Below are 21,517 nucleotides of genomic sequence, written 5' to 3'. Positions count from 1 at the left end.
ACTGACTAAGGACTACTGACTACTGACTACTGACTACTGACTACTGACTAAGGACTAAAAAAATGACCGTCAAAGTTTTAATTCCCACTCCCCTGCAAAAATTTACCAACAATCAAGCCACGATCGAATGCGCCGGCGATAACATTTCCGAACTAATTGAATCCCTGGAAACCAATTGTCCTGGCATCAAAAAAAGCCTGTGCGACGAAAAGGGAGAACCCCGCAGATTTCTCAACTTCTACGTCAACAGCGAAGACATCCGCTTTTTGGATGGCTCAAAAACAGCCCTCCAAGATGGCGATGAAGTCAGCATTGTTCCTGCTGTTGCTGGTGGCTGATTAATTTTTAACCGCAGATTGAGGCAGACGAACGCAAATGAACGCAGATAGTTATTTAAATCTATCTGCGTTCATTTGCGTTTTAGGAAATCAAATGTAGGTTGGTAGCTGCGCTTGGGTACCCAAGCGCAACTACAAACCTAAAACTTATTTCTTTGTCCGCAGTGCGTCAGAAAATTATCGCACTAGGAAGCTGCCCTTGCAGCAGTCCGGGGACGGCGCCGGCCAGTCACCTGATTGGCAGGAGATGGCAAGGATGGGGATGGCAAGGATGGCGATGCCGATGATGGCGATGATAATAGCTTAGGTGCTTCCAGGGCACCTGGAGATACTGCTGCTTTTTCCGATCGCACGGCTTCTTCAGGAATTTGCATCAGGAATACCAGCAACGGATTGCTTTGCAGTTCCCGGCGCATCACTCGCCCAATTGCCTTTTCTATTTGCGTTTGAACTCCTACCCAGTCAATGTCAACTTGCGAGTCAGCAGTCGCGGGTTTTACAAATTCTGACCAGCGATCGCTCAAAACTGTTTCAATGGTTTGAGTGATTAATCCGATCACCTCCGCGCGATCGGCTGATGTCACTACACCTTTCAAGTGAACTTCTGGTTTGGCAACTAATTTGCCTTCCCAATTCAAAGCCGCCGCTACCGTTACAACGCCATCTCCGGCTAACTGCTGACGTTCCTTGAGGACGCTAGCTTTGACCACGCCCGATCGAGAAGCATCTACCAATTCAATTCCTGAAGGCACTTGACCAGCGACTCGCATCGAATTTTCGGTCAATTCTACGACATCGCCGTTATCAATAACCACCATATTGCTAGCGGGAATGCCCATGCTTTGAGCCGTCTTGGAGTGCTGGATCAGCATCCGGTGTTCCCCGTGCACTGGCAAGAAGAACTTGGGACGAGTCATGTTAATCATTAACTTTTGGTCTTCTTGACAACCGTGACCCGAAACGTGAATGCCTTTATCGCGGCCGTAAACCACGTGTGCTCCCAGCATCATCAGTTTATCGATCGTGTTTACCACTGCGATCGTATTTCCGGGAATCGGATTAGCCGAGAAAATGACTGTATCGCCCTTTCTGATTTTCAGTTCGTGATGTTCGCCGTTAGCAATGCGAGTCATCGCCGCCATTGGTTCGCCTTGGGAACCTGTAGTTAAAATCAGCACCTTGTCTTCAGCCAAATTGCGGATTTCTTTCAGCGGTTTGAAAATACTATCTTCGCATTTGATGTAGCCGAGATTGCGGCAGTGAGCGATGACGTTAAGCATCGACCGGCCAACCACTCCGACATACCGATTGTTTTTCTTAGCCAAGTCCAAAACAATTTGCAATCGGTGTACCGACGAAGCAAAAGTCGTCAGCAGCACTCTTCCCGGTGCTTGAGCGATAATTCTGTCTAAATTCGGCGCCACAGAACCTTCCGAAGCGGTAAAACCGGGAACTTCCGAGTTAGTAGAATCGCTAATCAAGCACAACACGCCTCTTTCGCCGTACTCCGCTAGCTTTTGCAAATCAAAATGCTCGCCGTCTACAGGAGTGTGGTCAATTTTAAAGTCTCCGGTGTGGATCACAATTCCCACGGGAGTGTGAATTGCCACAGTAAAACTGTCGGCCATCGAGTGAGTGTTGCGGATGTATTCTACTAAGAAATTCTTGCCAATTCTGACAGTATCCCTGGGTCGAACCGTTCTCAATTCAGTGCGGTGAGACACTCCGGCTTCTTCGAGTTTTCCGGCTAGCAAAGCCATCGCCAAACGGGGGCCGTAGATGACCGGAATTTCAAATTGTTTGAGGTGATAAGGGATACCACCTATGTGGTCTTCGTGACCGTGAGTCACGATCATACCTTTAATTTTGTGGCTGTTTTCCCGCAGGTAAGTCATGTCTGGGAGGACAATATTTACCCCGTGCATTCCATCTGTCGGGAACGCTAAACCGGCATCTAAAAGAATGATTTCGTCGCCGTACTCGAACACACAAGTGTTTTTACCGATTTCGTGCAGCCCGCCGAGGGGAATAACTTTTAGAGCAGATGCAGTTGTATTTTTGATCATGCGTATCCTTTGTTAGTTATTTTTGTTATTGGTCTGTTAACTGTTGACTGTTGACTGTTGACTGTTGACTGTTGTCTGTCGTCTGTCGCCTACTGTCTATACCTCTCCAATAATCCCTGTGGAACAGGCATCCTGCCTGTTCAAGACAAGCTTTTTGGGAGGTTTTTATCTGTTGTTCGTTGATGGGGGCGATTTTTTCCAAGATATTTGTGGAAAACTCCCCTACGGGGTTTTACTATCCCCTACAGTCAGTTGTCTTTTGCCTTCAGTCTTTAATCCTCAGTCTTTACTTTTTGACTGTTAGCTAATTACTAACAGTTAATTACTAATGACTAATGACTAACAACTAATGACTTATCACAACCAATATTCAGTTGTCTGAAAACTCGTTCTCGCTCGTCTAGCTAGCTGATACTGCTGCTAGCTGACTCAGTACGTCCTTTAACTTTTGAGTTACCTCAACGGGCGGATCGCACAGGGGCGGACGGGTGGAGCCTACATCCCAGCCTTGAAGTTTGAGAGCTGTCTTGACGGGAATGGGATTTGTGGTGAGAAAAAGAGCTTTAAACAGGTCAAAAAGTTGCAAGTGAATCTGGGTAGCGACTTGAACTTGACCGGCCTCGAAAGCTTTGATCATCTGTTGTAGTTGCTCTCCTACCAGATGGCTGGCTACGCTAACTACACCAGATCCTCCTACCGCCAACATTGGCAAAGTTAGGGAATCATCTCCAGAATAGATGGCAAATTCAGGGGATGTCAAGCACCGAATTTGACTTGCTTGATCCAAGTTGCCACTTGCTTCTTTTACGGCCACAATGTTGGGGATTTGGGCCAATCGAGCCACCGTCTCGGGCAACATATTCTGACCAGTGCGACCGGGGATGTTATATAACATTATAGGCAATTCTGGAGCAGATTGCGCGATCGCCCGAAAATGATTATATAAACCTTCTTGCGGCGGCTTGTTGTAATAAGGAACCACCTGCAAACAACCATCTAACCCTAGTCTAGCTGCTTTTTGGGTAGCTGCGACTGCTTCTGAAGTAGAATTCGATCCGGCTCCTGCGATTACCAACGCCTTACCGGCCACCGCCTTTTGTACCACCTGAAATAATTCGTACTCTTCATCCCAGGTCATAGTGGGAGACTCGCCAGTAGTGCCGCACACTACCAAGCTATCAGTACCGCGATCGGCTAAATGAACTGCCAATTTTTCTGCTACCGCATAGTTAACGCTGCCGTCTTCCTTAAACGGCGTAATCATTGCAGTCAGAACCCGTCCAAACTTTACCACACTTTCTCCGATTTTAGACTGTTGATGTTTGATTTTAAATTTTTGATTTCAGATGAAAGGTTGATCTAAAATCCCCAATTTCAATTTCCCAATTGCCAGGGTTCCCCCTAAGTAGAAGCCGCCGCCACTTGGGTTCGCAACAAATCTTTTTGGGCCAGCAACTCAGCTATCTGCACCGCATTTAAAGCCGCCCCTTTGCGAATTTGATCGCCCGACAGCCACATTTCCAACCCGCAGGGGTGAGAAATATCTTGGCGAATCCTGCCGACTAACACGTCATCCTTACCGCTGGCCTCGACCGGCATCGGGAAATAATTAGCTTGCCAGTCTTCTACCAGCTTAACCCCGCTTGCCTGCTTTAAGATTTCCCTGGCCTCGATCGCGCTAAAAGGCTCTGCAAACTCTAGATTAATCGCTTCCGAATGAGCCCGCAGTACGGGAACCCGCACACAAGTTGCCGTAATTTTAATCTCGTCCGTACCAAATATCTTCCGAGTTTCGTTTACCATTTTCATCTCTTCTTCACAATACCCCAAATCATTAATCGGGGTGTTGTGCGGAAACAAATTAAATGCTAAGGGGTAGGGAAATATATCTGTTTGGGGCGTTTCCCCCTGCAAAATTGCTCTTGCTTGAGCTTTCATTTCCTCCATTGCCCTCGCCCCCGCGCCGCTGGCTGACTGGTAAGTCGCTACAACTATGCGCTGTATCGGCCTAACTTTGTGAAGCGGCCAAACGGCAACTGCCATCAAAATAGTCGTGCAGTTGGGATTAGCAATTATACCTCGGTGAGCTGCCGCCGCTTGGGGATTGACTTCTGGAACCACTAGCGGTACGTTCGCATCCATGCGGAAAGCGCTAGAATTGTCAATTACCACGGCTCCGGCTGCCACTGCTTGCGGAGCCCATAATTTAGAAGTAGATCCGCCGGCAGAGGCGAGCACCAGATCTACGTTATCAAACGATCGCGCCGAAACTGCTTCGACCGGCAGCATCTCGCCGCCAAAAGGCAAAGTTGTGCCTGCTGAACGTTCCGAAGCCAGCAGCTTCAAGTGAGAAATCGGAAAACTCCGGCTGTGCAATAGTTCTAGCAACTCGGCACCGACTGCGCCGGTAGCCCCTAAAATGGCAACTCGATAGGATTGAGACAAATTAGTTTCCTCCACAAATTAAAGTCTAAACGATCGAAATCAAAAATTTAAATAACTGCAATTCTCAATATCAAACTTAATTAATGTTATGCGACATCAGGAGCATGAGAGGATAGCAATGGTGCAGTTAAGCGAAAAGGCAGATCGAACTTCCTGAATGCGACGTGCGATCGTACCCAATGCCAGTTTAGCATCTTTTGCCAATCGCCCACGCCCAATCCGCATCCGGTTAAGTTTTGCGATATATCTGCATTTTCGCAGGCGCATCCATTGACTTTGACTGGCCGCAGAGACCGGCAAGATTGACATCACAGGGCGATATGTGCTATGGTGCATCGGCAATTAGTGGACTTAACCTCCACATTCCTAGCAGCAAAAGCTAGTATCCTCAAACCAAAACTATTTGGCAAGAGCCAAAAAAGTAGCCGGCAATGACTTACAGTCTCATCCGGTAAAGGTGTTGTAGTTGTGCCGTTACGAGTCAAAGCGTACCAAATTAAAATGCAGGCAAAGTCAGATTTGTATGTATTTTATCAAGGAAATTGGGTCTAAAACCCTGTCCTTCTAGGACGGCTTTAATTTCTTAAATCCCTTCCTAAAAGTCAGGAAATTTCTAGTATTCTAGAGTAGTCAAGGTTAAACTCCTGCGCCCTAGTGCATAAAAACAGTTAACGACACACTTTGGCGCGTAAACCGGGGGACAAAGAGCGGCGAAAACTCTATAAACAGCTAGGGGCTTAACACAGTTCCTTTAACCAGAGAAACAAACTATTTAGTCTTGTTAAGTAGGGTAGGGCATACCCGAACTCTAGGTGAATATCCTAGTACGCTTTTGGAGATAGACCCTAGGCGGGTGACTGCGAATCGGGCTCGTTAATTGGTAGGCTTTCTACGGTTAAAAAGTTTGAGTATTGCCGAAAGGACGCAACATTTTAAGGTCAGTCGCTGAATTAAGAATCCCTGTCCTTTAGGTCAGGGAGTGTCAATACACTATTGTTAAATATCAAAAAAGCCGATGAAAGTAACCCAGGAAAAACTTCCAGCTAGCCAAATTGGTCTGGAAATCGAAGTACCGTCAGAAAAGTCAAAACAAGCTTACGAGCAAGTAATTAAACAATTTGCTCGCGAGGTTAATATTCCTGGGTTCCGCAAAGGCAAAGTTCCCCGTCAAGTTTTGCTACAGCGCCTAGGCCAGACTCGTTTGAAGGCGACGGCTTTGGAAAATTTGATTAATGATTCCCTGCAAAAAGCCCTCGAACAAGAAAAAATTGCCGCAATTGGCAGTTTTGAACTTCGCACCGAGTTTGAAGAATTACTAGAGAAGTTCGATCCAGAACAGCCTCTGATTTTTTCGGCGAAGGTTGATGTACAACCCGAAGTGAAAATGGGTCAGTACACAGGTTTGCAGCTTCAAGCAGAAGAAGCTAAGTATGATGAGGCTCAGGTAGATGAGGTACTGGCCAAATATCGATCGGACAAAGCTACTTTAATCCCTGTAGAAGGCCGGCCGGCTCAGTTGGGAGACACGGCTTTGGTTGATTTCTCCGGTAGATTTGCGGAAGCACCCGAAGGCGAAACTCCCGCAGAAATTCCTGGCGCTCAAGCAGAAGACTTTCAAGTAGAATTATCGGAAAATCAGTTTGTACCGGGCTTTATCCAAGGCATGATCGGGATGAATCCAGGAGAAACTAGAGAAGTTTCTGTGCAGTTCCCAGATGAGTATAGCAGTGAAGAATTAGCGGGGAAACCTGCCGTCTTTACGATTACTCTCAAAGAACTTAAGGAAAAAGAATTGCCGGAGTTGGACGACGACTTCGCCCAAGAAGTCAGCGAGTTTGAAACTTTAGCAGAACTGCGCGAATCGCTCGAAACTCGGTTTAAAGCAGACCAAGAAAACAAGACATCAGCTAATAAGGAAAAAGCTATATCAGCAGCCCTCGCGCAGCTAATAGAAGTGGAAATTCCCGAAACAATGCTCGATCGCGAAATCGATTATTTGTTGAATCAACAAGCCCTCCAATTGAAAAATTACGGCATAGATATCAACCAACTGTTTACCGAAGAAAATATGGGCCCGATGCGGGAACGCTCGCGCCCGGAAGCAATCGATAGGCTCAAGCAGACTCTAGCTCTGGCAGAAGTAGCCAAGCTGGAATCCTTATCTGTTGAACCAGCAGAAGTAGCAGCAGAAGTAGCAAAAATCAGAAAGCAGTTTCCCAAAGGAGATTTTGACCCCCAAAGGTTGCAGGAATTTGTAGCAGAAGACTTGCTCAAACAAAAAACCCTGAAATGGTTGGAAGAAAAAGGAACAATCGAACTCGTACCAGAAGGCTCACTGACTCCTGCCGCAGAAGAATCTGATGCAGATGCAGATGATGCAGATGATGCAGAAACTTCAGAAGCAGCCACAAGCGTCGAAGTTGAAGTTGTAGGCGAAGATTAGGGCGCAGAATCAAAGTAGTAGCGACACCGCACGCCAGCCCTTCTTCGTGTCAACAAACACGTTAAACCCGCAGTCCGGCAGGGGTTTAAACCCCTGCCTCAAAGCTAAAGTCCTCGCTATGAGGACTGAATAATTCATTAGTCCTCATAGGGAGGACTTTAGCTATAAGCCCCGTGGAATTCATTCCCTGGCGGACTAGCGGGCCCACTGGTGGACTTGGCGGGCTGAAATCTTAAGTGGACACTAAGGGGGTATTGGAGTGTCCCTACGGCGGGGATCGATCGGAGGTATCTGAAGTGCGATCGAATTTTACGTTTAATGTCGAGCTACTGTTGAATTGGGGTTAAATAGTCACAAGATTTTTGCTCGACTATACCCAATGCCCAATGCCCCATTCCCCATTCCCCATTCCCCATTCCCCCGATATCTGTTCAGAAGAGGCATAATAGTTAAAAGCTGGCGGCTTAATTTAAAGCTTTCATCAGCAGCAGCAAATTGTCTAGAATCCTTGACTGGTGTCTTATGGTTGTATCTCAATCTTCCAATTACCTAATTACAAGCTATAACGATTTTGATGTCAGTTCCAGCCCCAGCAATGTAGTGCCGATGGTACTAGAACAGTCGGGGATGGGCGAGCGGGCCTTTGACATTTACTCGCGCTTGCTGCGGGAGCGAATTGTGTTTTTAGGGACTCCCGTAACCGACGAAGTTGCTGACTCGATAGTGGCTCAGCTATTGTATCTAGATGCCGAAGACCCAGAAAAAGATGTCCAAATGTACATTAATTCCCCCGGCGGCTCGGTGACGGCCGGCATGGCAATTTATGACACAATGCAGCAAATCCGCCCGGATGTGGTGACGATTTGTTACGGTTTGGCAGCGAGTATGGGCGCATTTCTACTGACAGCAGGAGCCCACGGTAAGCGGATGTCTCTTCCGAGTTCCCGGATTATGATTCACCAGCCGCTTGGAGGCGCTCAAGGTCAAGCAGTTGATATTGAGATTCAAGCCAAAGAAATCCTTTATCATAAGCGTAAGCTGAATCAACTGCTAGCGCACCACACAGGTCAACCGATCGACAAATTAGAGGCGGATACAGAGCGCGACTTTTTTATGTCAGCCGAGGAAGCCAAAAATTACGGTTTGGTCGATCGAGTTATCGAAAAGGAAAACCTTCCGACGGCGGGAGAGAATGTCACTGCACTGAATTAAGAGGCTGTTATGTCTAAGTACGACTCCCATCTAAAATGTTCGTTTTGTGGCAAGTCTCAAGAGCAAGTACGCAAGTTGATCGCAGGCCCTGGGGTGTATATCTGCGACGAATGCGTTGACTTGTGCAATGAAATTTTAGATGAGGAGTTGTTTGATTCGAGTGCAGTACCCGCAGCGGCGGTGCCTCCGAAGCAGGAAACGACGCAAAAGCGCCGCGCTACTTCGGGCAAAAGTATGTCGCTGAGCCAAATTCCCAAGCCGAGGGAAATTAAAAATTATCTCGACGAAAATGCGATCGGGCAAGATGAGGCGAAAAAGGTGCTCTCGGTGGCAGTTTACAACCACTACAAGCGCCTCAGCTTTATCCATGCCAAAAATAGTGGCAAGCACCCGCCGGAAGAAGTAGAACTGCAAAAATCGAATATTTTGTTAATCGGGCCGACTGGTTGTGGGAAAACGCTGCTGGCTCAGACTTTGGCAGATATGCTAGACGTGCCCTTTGCGGTGGCTGACGCGACGACGCTGACGGAAGCGGGCTATGTCGGGGAAGATGTGGAAAATATTTTGCTGCGGCTGCTGCAAGTGGCAGATATGGACGTGGAAGAGGCGCAGCGCGGAATTATTTATATTGATGAAATTGACAAAATAGCCCGCAAGAGCGAAAATCCTTCGATTACGCGGGATGTGTCTGGGGAAGGCGTGCAGCAGGCGCTGCTGAAAATGCTGGAGGGGACGATCGCGAATGTACCTCCCCAAGGTGGGCGCAAGCATCCCTACCAAGACTGCATCCAAATTGACACTAGCAATATCATGTTTATCTGCGGCGGTGCTTTTGTCGGTCTAGAGAAAGTGATAGAGCAGAGAACGGGTAAAAAGTCAATGGGTTTTATTCAGCCCGGAGAAGCTCAGCCGAAGGAAAAGCGGGCTGCTGATGTACTCAAGCAACTGGAACCGGATGATTTGGTGAAGTTTGGGATGATTCCTGAGTTTATCGGGCGGGTACCGGTGGCGGCGGTGTTGGAACCGCTGGATGAGGAAACGCTGATGGCGATTTTGACGGAACCGCGCAATGCTTTGGTTAAGCAGTATCAAAAGCTGCTGAAGATGGATAATGTGCAGTTGGACTTTAAGCCAGAGGCGATTCGGGCGATCGCCCAGGAAGCATACCGCCGCAAAACTGGAGCACGGGCGCTGCGGGGAATTGTCGAAGAATTGATGTTGGATGTGATGTACGAGTTGCCGTCGCGCAAGGATGTTGCCCGGTGTACGATTACTAAGGAAATGGTCGAGAAGCGATCGACCGCCGAGTTGTTGGTACTTCCCTCTTCCCTACCCAAGCCAGAGTCAGCTTAAGTTCAGATATTTTACTATTCTCGTGGAACAGGCAGGATGCCTGTTCCACAAAAATTAAATTTTCTTGTGGGGTGGGTTCTTATAGCCCGCTCTAAAGCATTATTGAACGAAGTCAGCGCAACGAGAGACTAAAGAATCCAGTATGAAATCTATTTGTGGAAAGGAGGAAAAGTCGGCCAAAGCTAGGGAGCGAGAGAAGTTGATTTTTAGTCATTTTCGGTTTCATCTAGATCGTCGGGTTTCAATCGTTTTAGACTTTTTTCACTAATCGGGAAATACACATTGAGGGATTGATGTCCTTGGTAAGTATCAGTGAATTTCCATTCTAAAATTAAAGCGGCTACAATCAAGCAACCGTTAGCAACATAAGACCCAGTGTCTTTAATACCAAATTTACTTTTTTTTCTAGCCCACCAATTTTCACAAGCGTGTTTTAACCCATAACTTGTATGTCGATAATTAAATGATTTGATGGACTCTATTTGACTCAGCCAATATCGAGAGCGATAAATTTGGTCAAGATAATATTTATTATTCCAATCTTCGATTTGCCACAGCTTAAATTCACTCGCATCTGTCCCCATTCTAATTTTGTAACGGCTGTATTGTTGTTCAGTCTGAAAATACCCATCAACAGTTAACCAAGGATGTTTTTCAACTACGGTCAAAACTCTCTTCCATTCTGATTCAAAATCGATACCTAATAAAAAAGGAAAATCGTATTCGCTCAAAAGTTTTCTCATTTTTTCTCTACCTCAACAGGAGGACAAGTATTAGTATAGCAATAAAGATAACTGGTGCTGCCAGCCTAGCCCAAAACAAGGTTTCTGTAAGTTCCAAAGCCAGAAAATCCCAGACACCAACAGATATCCACAGGATAATACCTACCAAACTCAAAATAGCGGAGAGCGACATACTCGCCGGAAACCCTGAAAACGGTTGTATAATAGCAACCGCCAAGGCGGTTATGGCATAAACGGGATTTTGAGTGCGGAGCATTGTGGAACAGGCCGGAGAGCCCGTTCCTAATAATAGTGCAAGATGTAATATCAACTGGACTTAATATTATATGTCAAGCCAATTCCCAATTCCCAGTTCCCAATTCCCAATTCCCAATTCTCATTTACCAATCTATAAAATCATCCTCATTTAACTCAGAAGATAACTCGGAAAAATCGGGTTCAGATTCCAATCTAAAAGTTTCCGACTCCCAAATCTCCAAGTCATCCGACAAATCGACTACTTCCCCGTCAAACATATCAGCCAACTTCCTAGTCGAATTCGCGACATTTCGCGCATCATCACGCACCGCTATAGCCTGAGCGTTAAAGTCATTTTGAGAGTCTGTAGAACCGTTTGTGGGCGATCGCGATTCGGAAATTGCCGGCACATTAACGGCGGTATTTTCAGGCGCTGGCGGGTGTTTTTGTTCTTCTCTACCCTTCCCCAAAAAATCCTCTGTAATCTCAGAACCCGCCGAGTTCTGCACCTGTTGGCCGGCATCATCTGCAGGATGAGAATTCCTGGGATTTTCGCCACCACGTCCGTTAGAAGTAGGCAAATCCTTGGCGCGGGAACTTTTAGTTTCAGCGGGATTTGTCAAGCCCACCTTTACTGTTACTCGACGGTTAAAAATTTGCAAAAAAGCTTCTTCAATATTAGCTACTTTGTCTTTAACCATATTGAGCAACGGCTGCGAACTAATCTTAACATGAGCAGTATCATTGCTAAAAATTACTAGCTGTCCATGTTGGCGAAGCAGCGATTGAGTGCCATGCGGCCGCACGCGGTCAAGTACCTGTTCCCACACTCGATTTAAATCGATTTCATCGGCCCAATTAGTCGGGGAATAATTTGTTTGATTAGTTTCAGCAGTTGGTACAGGTGCGGGAATCGCTGCCGGAGGTGTGCTTTCTATTCGATTAGCCACAGGCGGCGAATTCGGTGGAGGATTTTGCGAATTGGGAACAGAAGATTGTTCAATATTAGATGTCTGACTTCCCCCCGATTGTAGGGGCGGTGCCCCCGTGCCCGCCCTTGGTTGGGGGGGGTAATTTTGTGGTGGTTGAGCAACATTTTTCGCTGGTTCGGCTGTTGGTTGCTGCTGAGTTCTAATTGCTGAGGGCAACAATCCCAACAGCGTTACTTCCAGCCATAAACGCGGCTGAGTAGTATTTTTAATTTGCACTTCGTGGGTTTGCAAATGTTTCTGACCTGCCAAAATCAACTCCGCATCCCAATTGCGGGCAAAATCCCCCAGTTTTTCCCAAGTTGCCGATGTTAAAGCTACTAAATCTGACCGCTTTGGTGCAGCTTTGGCTATTAGCAAATCTCGGTAAAAGCTCGCGAGACTTTGCAGCACGATTAGCGGTTCCCGACCGCGATCCATGAGGTGGCGAGTCATGTCTATTAGTGCTGTAGCGTTATCTTTGTCAATAGCTTGCAGCAAATCCATTAAATCATTTTCAGGGACTGCACCGACTAAATCCCAAACTTTTTCGACTGTTACTTGACCGGGAAATAAGCTCAGTTGGTCGAGCAAACTTTCGGCATCTCGCAGACCTCCTTGGGCAATTTGAGCAACCATTTGTACTGCATCACTGGCAATATTGATATTTTCTAATTGGGCAATTTTGTGCAAGTGAGCAATCATTGCTTCGAGGGGGATGCGGCGAAAGTCGAACTTTTGGCAGCGAGAAATAATAGTTGGTAATACTCTTTGTGGGTCGGTTGTTGCGAGAACGAATACAACGCGATCGGGCGGCTCTTCTAATGTTTTTAATAAGGCATTAAATGCCTGGGTACTGAGCATATGAACTTCGTCGATTACATATACTTTATAGCGGCACTGTACGGGGGAAAATTGAGCTCGTTCGATCAAATCCCGAATGTTATCTACTCCGGTGTTGCTGGCGGCGTCAATTTCGATGACATCTAGTGTGGAACCTCGGGCAATTTCTTGGCAAACGTTGCATTTGCCACAGGGTGTCGGGGTGGGGGCAACCGTAGAAATACAGTTGAGAGATTTGGCGAAAATTCTGGCACTAGAGGTTTTACCGGTGCCTCTGGGGCCGGTGAATAGATATGCTGGTGCTATGCGCTCTTGTAGGATGGCGCTGGTGAGGGTTTGGGCGATCGCCTCTTGACCGACTAATTCGGCAAATGTCTGAGGGCGATATTTGTGGTGCAGGGGTTCGTAGGTCACGATCGAATATTGGTGGTATTAGCTGTAATCTTAGCTAAGGAGACGTTGTTCGATCGCAAAGAGGGTTCGACTCTCACAGCCAGCCGCCCGGTGGGCTTGCAAGGCGGGAGTGAGGGCACAGTAGGAATTATCACTCTCCCAACGTCCGCCCCTCGATCGTCCGGGCGATCGGCTGTTCTCCGTGATGTTTTCCGCTGCTCGCTCCCAGAGTTACTATTAATTTATGTGTATTTCTTTTTATTTTGCTAGAAACGGAGACCGCCGAACAAACATTTTTTTAGCTGTATTGGTATAATATATTACAGACAATTCACCATTTCTATTGGCCAGTACCAGCGCGGGATTCTCCGATATTTCGGAAACCTGCTTGCAGTTAAAGATAAAGTATTAATTAGAGGGTGCGTGCTCCAGTTGCAGAAATCCAGTTGTACCAAGATGATGGTGGAATGATGTCAATGTTGGTTGATCCAGTTGCACTACCAGCTCTACTCTGGAGTCCTGTATAAATATAGCGTCAAATTTTACCCTTTAAAAGCCCATGTCAACCCAAATAATCCTTGTAGAACCAAGGTTGGCAGTAGCCTCTCCCAAACCTAAAAAGGCTAAACCCGGAGATCCGTCCTCAGACCAACTCTTAATAGGAGGGGCGGGATTACTGTTGTTATTGCTTATCGGTTTAGCGGTGTTTACCAAGCTAAAACTCGACGATTTGAATAAAAAGCTCAAATTTGAGGAGTTTAGAAATCGAGAACTCCAGAAAAAATACAAAATGGCTCTGGAAACCATATCAAAGATGGAAAAGAATCCCGACCTTATCCACTCGCGAGACTTTAATTTAGATTACCTGAGAATGCGGATGGCGGAAGAAGTATTTCACTTTGCCATTGTGAACCAGATTAAGGTAAAAGTCAAAGAGAAAATTAGTATTGCCCTGCGTCCGACTCAGGCTGCGGTGGGAGATAAAAACGGGAATGCCGGCAGCGGCAGGCAAGTAGATTCGATGTTTGATATCGAATACGAAACTGGCGATCCCGCTGTAAAAATAGAAAAACGAGTGCTGTTTCGGATTCAAATTAAGCTGATGAAACTGCCGACTCAGGCAACATCAGCGACAATTAATCAAATTATTGACTGTTTGGAAACTTATCTGAGTCCTTCAGACGACCACGACAGTTGGCAGCCGACAATTCAAGGTCGCATCGTTCATATTGAGTGGGATCAAAAAGCCAAGCCGACGCCGATGTTGGTGCTGGAACAGTCGAATGAAGGGGTGAATGTTACCTTTAGGACTACGAGAACGCCTGCGGGCAGACCTGCAAATGACCTTGACAGCCAGTTGACAGGAACGAAAGGCCAAAAAAACGGCAAAAGTAGTTCTAAAACTCCAGCCAAAGGTACAACAAAAAGTCCTACCAAGGTAGGAGGAAAGCGTCCCGGTTCGCGGAAATAAGTTGAGGTGAATTAATATTATTTTCCCGAAAGAACGCCTGTGGCAGCCGTTGTGGATCTGTCTTGTGCGAGGTAGCCGTCTTCCATGTGAATAATGCGATCGGCTATGTCTAAAATGCGGTTGTCATGGGTGACAAGCAAAATAGTGCAGTGCTGTTCTTTGGCCAAACCTCGCATAATTTCTACCACATCTCGACCTGATTTACTGTCTAGTGCTGCTGTGGGTTCGTCTGCTAATACTAATTTCGGCTGGCTGACTAATGCGCGGGCGATCGCCACTCTTTGTTTTTGTCCACCAGAAAGACTGCTTGGGTAATAATCTATTCTTTCTCCCAAGCCCACAGCTTCCAGAATCCCTTCTATTTTATCATTAGTTTCTTGGTTAGAAAGATGGTTGTGCAGGTCAAGGGACATTTGCACATTTTGCCTAGCTGTCAAGCATTTGAGCAAATTATGAGCTTGGAAAATATAGCCGATGTCGCGACGGATTTTAACTAATTTATTTTTCGCCGTTCCCCGCAATTCTTGGTCGAGAATTTTCAGACTACCTTCTTGGATCGATCGCAAAGCTCCAATTAAGGTTAACAATGTTGTTTTACCAGACCCCGAAGGCCCTGTCATCAGCACAATTTCGCCCGGATAAATTTCGAGGTTGATATCAAATAATGTCTGTTTGCGAAGTTGACCTTCGCCGAAAGAATGGTTGAGATTTTTAATTGAGACAACTGGTACTGTGTTCATGGTAATGGCTAGATTTAAAAAGAGCAACAGACCAGTCTCATATACGATCGGGATCGATTCCCTGCGATCGCAAATAAGCCGCCAATCGCTCTTTTTGTTCTCGTTCGCTATCTGCCCGTTGGCGTTCCTGTTCGGCGCGCAGGCTTTCAAGCCTAGCTCGCTCGCTTCCTGTCAGCAATAAATTGCCTTGGTTATCCCACCAGCGCAACCACTGCTGCGTCTGATTTTGATAGCTACCCGACCATACACCCAACTCTACTCCCATTAGGTCGATCGGGTAATGTCCGCGATCGTTTGGTTCCAAGCGCCGATACCGAGTATTCACACAGTTATAGACTTCTAATTCACTGGTTTGGATCTTGTAGATTGCGTAGTACGGAATCCTGATAATTCGCTCGTATACCCAAAATTTTCCCGGTTTCTGGTTTCCGCCAGATGGTAAAGCAGATAAAGGAGTGCTGTCGAGTTCTTCAGAACCATCACCCGAAGCAAATTCGATCGCAATCAACGGCACAATATACTCTCGCCACAGCACGTAGGAACGGCGGTATTGCCCGTCTAATCTCGGCGGGACGTTGGGGACGTAGAACCAGTCAGGCGCTTCGGCACCCTTTTCTGGAGGGTCGGTTTCGCGCCAGTAGATACCGCAATCTTGCCCGATCGCATATTGTCCGTCAGGATGAAGATTTTGCAGCGTAATTTCCAGGGAGTCTGTGAGCAGGATACTCTGGGGATGTTCTTGAAAGTTTTTCACAAACGTGCCGTCAGATTCTGGGAGTTGCGTGTGATCGGGAAAGGCGGGAGGCAACGCTGTGGGGTTGAGGTTTTGGGTCATAGCGTATAACCGAGGGAGAGCGCGATCGAGACGGATGCTTTCTTACAGCATAGCGTTCGATCGGCACAGCTATCCAATTCCCGATCTGGCAAAAAATTAAGGGGATAGTAAACCCAGAGTTGGTATTACTTTATTTTTTCGAGGCAGAAACCTGGTTTTTTGTGTAAATATGAGATTCCGAGCCTTTAATGTCGATTAAAAACCCGGTTTTTTTTGTACGGCTGCGTCCAGGACTGTACTTATTCTTAGCATTCTTCAATGAGATAAACCTGTAAAATTCAAAATAATCACACCTAGGATGATGAAGGAAATGGCAGAAATCCTAAAAACCGTAATGGGATCTTTAAAAAAGAAAATGCCTCCAATAGTGACAAGAGCAATCCCCAACCCGGAGAAAATTGCATAAGCTACGCTCACATCTAACTTTTTAATAGCTAAATTTAAAAATATAAAACTAATTCCATAAAAAATTAGCATCAAAATCGAGGGAACCACTTTTGTGAAACCCTCTGATAATTTCATATAAATAGTGCCTGCGGCCTCTAAAACGACAGCAAGAAGTAGATAAATCCAGCTTACAGAATAGTGTGGCTTTGGTATTGACATTTTTGTTCCTCAATAATTTTGCGTGTTTTGCTCGTTTCCTGGATAATTTAAGGGTTTTAAATTTTCACTTCAGGATATAAGGCGTTTTGTTTTGCTCTGAGAATCTTCTGTTTGACTCGATCTCCCAAATTATCTATAAGTGAATACGCTGCATCAAATCCCAAAAATGCCATAAAATATAAATTAGCCTTATACCCAAAAATGCAAAATAATAAAACTGTTATTTTGGTAATAATCCGATTGTAAGAAATTACTTTTAATACCAAATGTAACGAATTTTTATGATTATCGCTAAAATCATTTAACCATTCATCTGCAAAAGATGAAAACGCTATGGCAAGAAATATCAACAACCCAGTAGATAGCGATGAGAAGTCGATTGCAACTGGAAAAATTAATATTCTCAATACAGCAGAAATAAGGATCGATACTGTTAAAAGTCTAAAAATTAAGTTGTCTATTTTACCCGATCCCAATAATCCTACAGCTACACCTATGAAAATTATCCCAGAGATGTAGTCTATAAAAACTAAAGAAACAAGTAAAAACATGGAGATAGCAGCTAGGAATAGTGCAATTTTTTTATTAAAAATGGATTCGTCATAGGCTTCATCAATGTATTTAGTGGAACCTCCTAAAACCATATAACCACATAAAATGTAAAAGTTTAGCGCTAGATTATCAGCATTTTTTTATGATAAAAAAAACTTCTATTAGTATAACTAATGACAGGATGACAGCAGGGGTGACGATTTTCATAGTAAAGATCAACCAAAGGAAACTTTGGGCGCAAAGGAAAGTTAGACTAAAACAAATCATAATACGCATGGGGGCGATAAACCCGGTTTCTCCGAATTTTGCATTGAGTAACGAGAAATCTACGAAGAAACTGGGTTTCTGAGACTTATCCCCTGAAAATCTATCCGTTAAATCAGTTACATCCCGTACATTGCTCGTTGCCGAACTTCTTGCGTTAAAAAATATCTGCCGGATCTGCCGCCTGCAACTTCCTAACTGCGATCGCCCCTGATACAGTACACATAATAACTGTCATTGTAAACACAGTTACAACTTTCCCCAAAGTCATGTACATCGGTAAACTCGTAGCAGTTCTCGCTAAATTGTACAGCACCACAGAAATCCCTAGTCCGGGCAAATAGCCCAGGATTGCCAAAATTAAAGCCTCTTGAAAAACCACACTCAAAAAGTAACTGTCTTTATATCCCATCGCCTTCAAAGTAGCGTATTCTGGCAAATGGTCGGTAACATCAGTATAGAGAATTTGATAGACAATCACGATGCCGACAATAAACCCCATTGTCGCGCCGAGAGTGAAAATAAATCCGATCGCCGTGCTTTCCTCCCAATATTTTCTCTCAAAAGCTATAAACTCTTCTTTAGAAGCAATTGTCACGTCTTGCGGTAAAGTTGCCCTCATTTTTTCAATAACTGCCTTGACATCAGTTCCCGGCTGCAAGTGAACAATTCCGACATCAATTAAGCCTCTAGTTCTTCTACTGTGAAAAATCCGCAGAAAGTTCAAATCGCTGGTAATAATATTGCCATCAGCACCGAAAGATGCTCCTAAAGTAAATAACCCCTCTACAGTAACGCGGCGGTTATCTATTTCAGTTTCCACAGGCTTTCCCTGGTTGAAATATTCCGCTACTGGCCCAAACTCCGGGCGGGAAGATCGATCGAATAAAACGACATCTGAAATTTTGATTTTGTCCAAATTATCCTTAACTTCCGGCAGCTCAAAGATGGGACGAGCGGGGTCAAAACCGATTACCATCAGTTGGCGGGTATTGTTTTTGTCTGGTTCGGGATTTTTCCACAAACCAAAGCCTAGATATACCGGGCTGATTCCTGTAACGCCATTAAAACTCAAAGCTTGATACAAACGCCGTTGGGGAAAACTTTTCATGGCTATTAAAGCCGTAGACTGGGTGCTGGTGATAAAAATATCCCCTTTTAATTGCGAGTGAAAGCTGATGGAACTTTCAAACAGCGCATCTCTAAATCCAAACTGGATAAACATCAGCAAGTCAGCAAATCCAATGCCGGCTAGCGCGATTACTAAACGCATTTTTTCGCGAGTTAACTGTGCCCAAGCTAGCGGTATTTTTGCCATACAATGAAGGAAGAAGGAAGAAGGAAGGAGGAAGAAGGAAGGAGGAAGAGGGAAGAAGGAAGGAGGAAGAAGGAAGGAGGAAGAGGGAAGAAGGAAGAGGGAAAAGGGAATAAGGAAGGAGGAAGAGGGAAGAACGAGTAATGAGTAACAAGCTCGATCGCTCCTCTGACCAATTACCAATTACTCATGTTAGATGTCTATTTTAACTTCTACTTGCAAGTTTGTTAGGGTTGCAACTTTCTTGCTCGATGCCGGATCGAGGCGAATTCTTACTTCGATAACTCTCGCGTCGGTGTCGGCGGCGGGGTCTGTATTAAGGACATCTTTTTTGCCGATTTGTTTGCCGATGCGAGCGACTGTTCCTTCCAAAGCGCCTGCAAATACGGGGCTGGTGACTGTTGCGCGCTGGCCGTTTCGCACTTTGGCGATGTCGGTTTCGTAAACTTCTGCTACGGCATACATTTGATCCGTGCCGCCTAGTTCTACGATGCCGTCTTGAGTGTTGACACGTTCTCCTTGTCGGCTGTGAACTTTGAGGATGTAGCCGGATACCGGTGCTTTGACGTAACTTAAGTTTAAGTCTACTTGAGCTTTTTGTTTGGTGGCGATCGCACTTTCTACGGCTGCTTGGGCTGCTTGCACGTCTTCGGGACGTACTTCGGCAATTTGGTCGAGATTTGCTTTGGCTTGATTGATTTCTTCTTGGCCGGTTTCTGCTTTTTGTTTGAGTATTGCTTCGGCTTGATTAATTTGTTCTCTACCAGTTTCTATCTTTTGATTTAAGGTGGCTCTAGCTTGGTTAATTTCCTGCCTGCCTGTTTCTAACTTGCGTCTGAGATTGGCTCGCGATTGATTGATTTCCTGCTGGCCTGTTTCTACTGTTTGTTTGATTGTTGCTTTAGTTTCGACTATTTCCTCACGCAAAGTTTGCACGGTTTTTTCTAATATGGCTTGAGCTTCTTTGACTCTCTGGCGAGCCGTCTCTGCTGCTAAGCGTTTGGTGTCGTAGGCGGAAGCTGAAATTGCGCCTGTTTCGGAAAGTTCTTTGTTGCGTTGTTCCTCGGCTTCGGCGTTGGTTAATTCGGCTTTTAGCCGATCGACTGTAGCATTTTGAGAGGCAATTTCGCCGCGCAATTGAGCTTCTAGCCTAGCCAATTTGGATTGCTGCACCTCTGTTTCTCTGTCTAGTTGTGCCTCAAATTTGGCAAGATTAGCTTGTTCGGCTTCGGTTTCTCTTTGCAGTTGTGCTTCAAACTTGGCGACGTTAGCTTGTTCGGCTTCGGTTTCTCTTCGCAGTTGAGCTTCTAAGCGGGCGACATTCGCTGCTTCGCCTTCGGTTTCTCTTTGACGTTGAACTTGAAACTTGGCAACTTCTGCTTTCCCGGCGCCGACAACGCCTGTTTTTGCGCCTGCTTGAATTTTCGCTAATTCTGCTTGTTTGACTTTGACTTCTTTGTCGGCTTGTTGGAGGATTGCTTGGAGCCGATCGCGCGTATCGAGAACTGCTATGATTTGTCCTTGACTGACTCGATCGCCCTCTTCCACCTGCAACTGTTCAATTCTTGCTCCCTCCGACGCAGAAGGGGCGGACAATTTGATAACTTCCCCCTGGGGAGTCAACCTACCCAAAGCTGTGACGCTGTTGCGGGTGGCGACGGAAGTTGCAGCCGCCGTTGCAGCCGCCGCCTTTAACTCTTCGGCTTTTTTAAGTTGAGATACTTGCCAAAAACCGACTCCTGTGGTAATGAGAGTTGCACCGATCGCTAAACCGATAATTCCTCGCCCTGGGGGTTTTAAAAATGATTTATCCTTGAGCCGTGATTCCTTTACCATTACTTATAAAGTAGGTGATTTCCTGATTAAGTTTTTTTCACCTACTGTGAAGTATTGTAAACCAATTTCAGCTATTTAGGGATATCAAAAAGCACCTCGGTCATGTAATGTTCAGCCCAATCTTGACCGAAAGCTTTTTCTAGTACGCGGCGGGTTTTGTCGTTTTGCTGCTGCTGGGTGCAGTAGTAAATTTGAGCGTCTAGAATTTCCGAGGCTTCGGCGGCAGAGACTGGTTCGGAAGCGACTGCCTGTTTGCAGTGAATTTCCACGTAGGATTCAACAATATCCAAAAACCGACTGTTTTCTTCGATCGACTCTGGCCGCACAAACAGACAAAATTCTGAGAAAATATCCCCCCATTCGGGAATTGGGCGGGGACAAGAAAATTGCTTAATCGGCAAAATTTCCAGTTGGGTTCGGTAGGTTTCCGACAAAGTTCGATCTCGATTGAGGGGAGAAAGGTCTGCGATCGCGGCGCTAACTTGGCCTTTGCCTGCTACGATATCCGTACCGAACATCGGCAAAGCATAATTCGGTCTGGGAAACATCACGCAGTGCAGAATGTCAAGCAAGGGCCCGACTTTAGCGAGTTCGAGGTGTATTTTGCGGAACTGGGGCGTTTGATAGCAGCGGTTTTCAATGATCAGTTTTTCTCCTTCCAAGCGGCCTTCTACGTATCCCAACTCAGCGGGCAGGTGGTAGGGTTCGAGGTCGAGATAGCGGTGCCATACTGCTTCCATCCGGTCTGCTAAATCGCGGATGAGATGGTGCTGTTGCTCGCGTAGAGAAGGCTGGGATGTTTCTAACATTCTTATTTATCGTGCGATAGCTTAATAAAACTTGATTCTACTGTTGCA

The 21,517-nt window shown here is 45.8% G+C and carries 20 protein-coding genes; 7 read left to right on the top strand and 13 right to left on the bottom strand.

What is annotated here, in order from left to right; all coding sequences use genetic code 11:
* Positions 1-62: 62 nt before the first annotated feature.
* Complete coding sequence (locus QUB12_RS02285; RefSeq protein WP_006632924.1) at positions 63-338, top strand: MoaD/ThiS family protein; 276 nt, start codon at positions 63-65, stop codon at positions 336-338.
* A gap of 185 nt (positions 339-523) precedes the next feature.
* On the opposite strand, the gene QUB12_RS02280 is transcribed toward QUB12_RS02285, so the two are convergent.
* The 3 genes from QUB12_RS02280 to QUB12_RS02270 form a co-directional block, all read right to left on the bottom strand.
* Positions 524-2,404 (bottom strand): ribonuclease J, encoded by a 1,881-nt coding sequence (locus QUB12_RS02280; protein WP_333138500.1) that lies wholly within the window; start codon positions 2,402-2,404, stop codon positions 524-526.
* Between the two features lie 400 nt (positions 2,405-2,804).
* Positions 2,805-3,698: a 4-hydroxy-tetrahydrodipicolinate synthase gene (gene dapA / locus QUB12_RS02275; protein ID WP_333305271.1), complete on the bottom strand. Its 894-nt coding sequence runs from the start codon at positions 3,696-3,698 to the stop codon at positions 2,805-2,807.
* A gap of 107 nt (positions 3,699-3,805) precedes the next feature.
* Positions 3,806-4,849, bottom strand: coding sequence for an aspartate-semialdehyde dehydrogenase (locus tag QUB12_RS02270; protein ID WP_333138496.1), 1,044 nt, complete (start codon positions 4,847-4,849; stop codon positions 3,806-3,808).
* A gap of 1,015 nt (positions 4,850-5,864) precedes the next feature.
* Here QUB12_RS02270 and tig point away from each other — a divergent pair.
* The 3 genes from tig (at position 5,865) to clpX (ending at position 9,857) form a co-directional block, all read left to right on the top strand.
* A complete protein-coding gene (gene tig / locus QUB12_RS02265) occupies positions 5,865-7,292 on the top strand; it encodes a trigger factor (protein WP_333138494.1) in 1,428 nt (475 codons plus the stop codon).
* 522 nt (positions 7,293-7,814) lie between these two features.
* The gene (gene clpP / locus QUB12_RS02260) at positions 7,815-8,504 is read left to right on the top strand and encodes an ATP-dependent Clp endopeptidase proteolytic subunit ClpP (protein WP_333045253.1); all 690 of its coding nucleotides are present in this window, start codon (positions 7,815-7,817) and stop codon (positions 8,502-8,504) included.
* A 9-nt stretch (positions 8,505-8,513) separates the two neighbouring features.
* Positions 8,514-9,857, top strand: a complete 1,344-nt coding sequence (clpX, locus tag QUB12_RS02255) for an ATP-dependent protease ATP-binding subunit ClpX (protein WP_333138491.1) — start codon at positions 8,514-8,516, stop codon at positions 9,855-9,857.
* 206 nt (positions 9,858-10,063) lie between these two features.
* Here clpX and QUB12_RS02250 read toward each other — a convergent pair whose 3' ends face one another.
* The 3 genes from QUB12_RS02250 to QUB12_RS02240 form a co-directional block, all read right to left on the bottom strand.
* Positions 10,064-10,588: a hypothetical protein gene (locus QUB12_RS02250; protein WP_333138489.1), complete on the bottom strand. Its 525-nt coding sequence runs from the start codon at positions 10,586-10,588 to the stop codon at positions 10,064-10,066.
* Between the two features lie 19 nt (positions 10,589-10,607).
* A complete protein-coding gene (locus tag QUB12_RS02245) occupies positions 10,608-10,856 on the bottom strand; it encodes a hypothetical protein (RefSeq protein ID WP_333138487.1) in 249 nt (82 codons plus the stop codon).
* Between the two features lie 124 nt (positions 10,857-10,980).
* Complete coding sequence (locus QUB12_RS02240; RefSeq protein WP_333305269.1) at positions 10,981-13,062, bottom strand: DNA polymerase III subunit gamma/tau; 2,082 nt, start codon at positions 13,060-13,062, stop codon at positions 10,981-10,983.
* On the opposite strand from QUB12_RS02240, the gene QUB12_RS02235 reads away from it, so the two are divergent.
* Both QUB12_RS02235 and QUB12_RS02230 read left to right on the top strand, forming a co-directional pair.
* Positions 13,042-13,311, top strand: a complete 270-nt coding sequence (locus QUB12_RS02235; protein WP_333305267.1) for a hypothetical protein — start codon at positions 13,042-13,044, stop codon at positions 13,309-13,311. The genes QUB12_RS02240 and QUB12_RS02235 overlap by 21 nt on opposite strands.
* Before the next feature lie 289 nt (positions 13,312-13,600).
* A complete protein-coding gene (locus QUB12_RS02230) occupies positions 13,601-14,512 on the top strand; it encodes a hypothetical protein (RefSeq protein ID WP_333305265.1) in 912 nt (303 codons plus the stop codon).
* Between the two features lie 17 nt (positions 14,513-14,529).
* Here QUB12_RS02230 and QUB12_RS02225 read toward each other — a convergent pair whose 3' ends face one another.
* The 5 genes from QUB12_RS02225 to devC all read right to left on the bottom strand — a co-directional run bounded on the left by QUB12_RS02225 (position 14,530) and on the right by devC (position 18,827).
* Positions 14,530-15,252, bottom strand: a complete 723-nt coding sequence (locus tag QUB12_RS02225) for a DevA family ABC transporter ATP-binding protein (protein WP_333305263.1) — start codon at positions 15,250-15,252, stop codon at positions 14,530-14,532.
* Positions 15,253-15,289: 37 nt separating this feature from the next.
* Complete coding sequence (locus QUB12_RS02220) at positions 15,290-16,087, bottom strand: Uma2 family endonuclease (protein WP_333138477.1); 798 nt, start codon at positions 16,085-16,087, stop codon at positions 15,290-15,292.
* Positions 16,088-16,342: 255 nt separating this feature from the next.
* A complete protein-coding gene (locus QUB12_RS02215) occupies positions 16,343-16,693 on the bottom strand; it encodes a multidrug efflux SMR transporter (protein WP_333138474.1) in 351 nt (116 codons plus the stop codon).
* A gap of 56 nt (positions 16,694-16,749) precedes the next feature.
* On the bottom strand, positions 16,750-17,337 hold the full coding sequence (locus tag QUB12_RS02210; protein ID WP_333138472.1) for a hypothetical protein: 588 nt from the start codon (positions 17,335-17,337) through the stop codon (positions 16,750-16,752).
* Between the two features lie 329 nt (positions 17,338-17,666).
* Positions 17,667-18,827 (bottom strand): ABC transporter permease DevC, encoded by a 1,161-nt coding sequence (devC, locus tag QUB12_RS02205; protein ID WP_333138470.1) that lies wholly within the window; start codon positions 18,825-18,827, stop codon positions 17,667-17,669.
* Here devC and QUB12_RS02200 point away from each other — a divergent pair.
* Positions 18,800-18,940, top strand: coding sequence for a hypothetical protein (locus QUB12_RS02200; RefSeq protein WP_333138543.1), 141 nt, complete (start codon positions 18,800-18,802; stop codon positions 18,938-18,940). The two genes, devC and QUB12_RS02200, sit on opposite strands and share 28 nt — an antisense overlap.
* Before the next feature lie 76 nt (positions 18,941-19,016).
* Here QUB12_RS02200 and QUB12_RS02195 read toward each other — a convergent pair whose 3' ends face one another.
* A complete protein-coding gene (locus QUB12_RS02195; protein ID WP_333138468.1) occupies positions 19,017-20,660 on the bottom strand; it encodes an HlyD family efflux transporter periplasmic adaptor subunit in 1,644 nt (547 codons plus the stop codon).
* Between the two features lie 71 nt (positions 20,661-20,731).
* Positions 20,732-21,469, bottom strand: coding sequence for a phycocyanobilin:ferredoxin oxidoreductase (locus tag QUB12_RS02190; protein ID WP_333138466.1), 738 nt, complete (start codon positions 21,467-21,469; stop codon positions 20,732-20,734).
* Positions 21,470-21,517: the final 48 nt, after the last annotated feature.

Origin of the sequence: Microcoleus sp. B7-D4 (genome assembly GCF_036705125.1) — a bacterium.
Lineage (GTDB): Bacteria > Cyanobacteriota > Cyanobacteriia > Cyanobacteriales > Microcoleaceae > Microcoleus.
This window is presented reverse-complemented; position numbering and strand designations above follow the sequence as displayed.

Bases quoted from the DNA above. Each gene is read 5' to 3' on its own strand.
- QUB12_RS02220 (WP_333138477.1), bottom strand. From the start codon at position 16,087: ATGACCCAAAACCTCAACCCCACAGCGTTGCCTCCCGCCTTTCCCGAT.
- QUB12_RS02245 (WP_333138487.1), bottom strand. From the start codon at position 10,856: ATGCTCCGCACTCAAAATCCCGTTTATGCCATAACCGCCTTGGCGGTT.
- QUB12_RS02280 (WP_333138500.1), bottom strand. From the start codon at position 2,404: ATGATCAAAAATACAACTGCATCTGCTCTAAAAGTTATTCCCCTCGGC.
- QUB12_RS02215 (WP_333138474.1), bottom strand. From the start codon at position 16,693: ATGTCAATACCAAAGCCACACTATTCTGTAAGCTGGATTTATCTACTT.
- QUB12_RS02225 (WP_333305263.1), bottom strand. From the start codon at position 15,252: ATGAACACAGTACCAGTTGTCTCAATTAAAAATCTCAACCATTCTTTC.
- QUB12_RS02195 (WP_333138468.1), bottom strand. From the start codon at position 20,660: ATGGTAAAGGAATCACGGCTCAAGGATAAATCATTTTTAAAACCCCCA.
- tig (WP_333138494.1), top strand. From the start codon at position 5,865: ATGAAAGTAACCCAGGAAAAACTTCCAGCTAGCCAAATTGGTCTGGAA.
- clpX (WP_333138491.1), top strand. From the start codon at position 8,514: ATGTCTAAGTACGACTCCCATCTAAAATGTTCGTTTTGTGGCAAGTCT.
- devC (WP_333138470.1), bottom strand. From the start codon at position 18,827: ATGGCAAAAATACCGCTAGCTTGGGCACAGTTAACTCGCGAAAAAATG.
- clpP (WP_333045253.1), top strand. From the start codon at position 7,815: ATGGTTGTATCTCAATCTTCCAATTACCTAATTACAAGCTATAACGAT.
- QUB12_RS02210 (WP_333138472.1), bottom strand. From the start codon at position 17,337: ATGGTTTTAGGAGGTTCCACTAAATACATTGATGAAGCCTATGACGAA.
- QUB12_RS02285 (WP_006632924.1), top strand. From the start codon at position 63: ATGACCGTCAAAGTTTTAATTCCCACTCCCCTGCAAAAATTTACCAAC.
- QUB12_RS02190 (WP_333138466.1), bottom strand. From the start codon at position 21,469: ATGTTAGAAACATCCCAGCCTTCTCTACGCGAGCAACAGCACCATCTC.
- QUB12_RS02230 (WP_333305265.1), top strand. From the start codon at position 13,601: ATGTCAACCCAAATAATCCTTGTAGAACCAAGGTTGGCAGTAGCCTCT.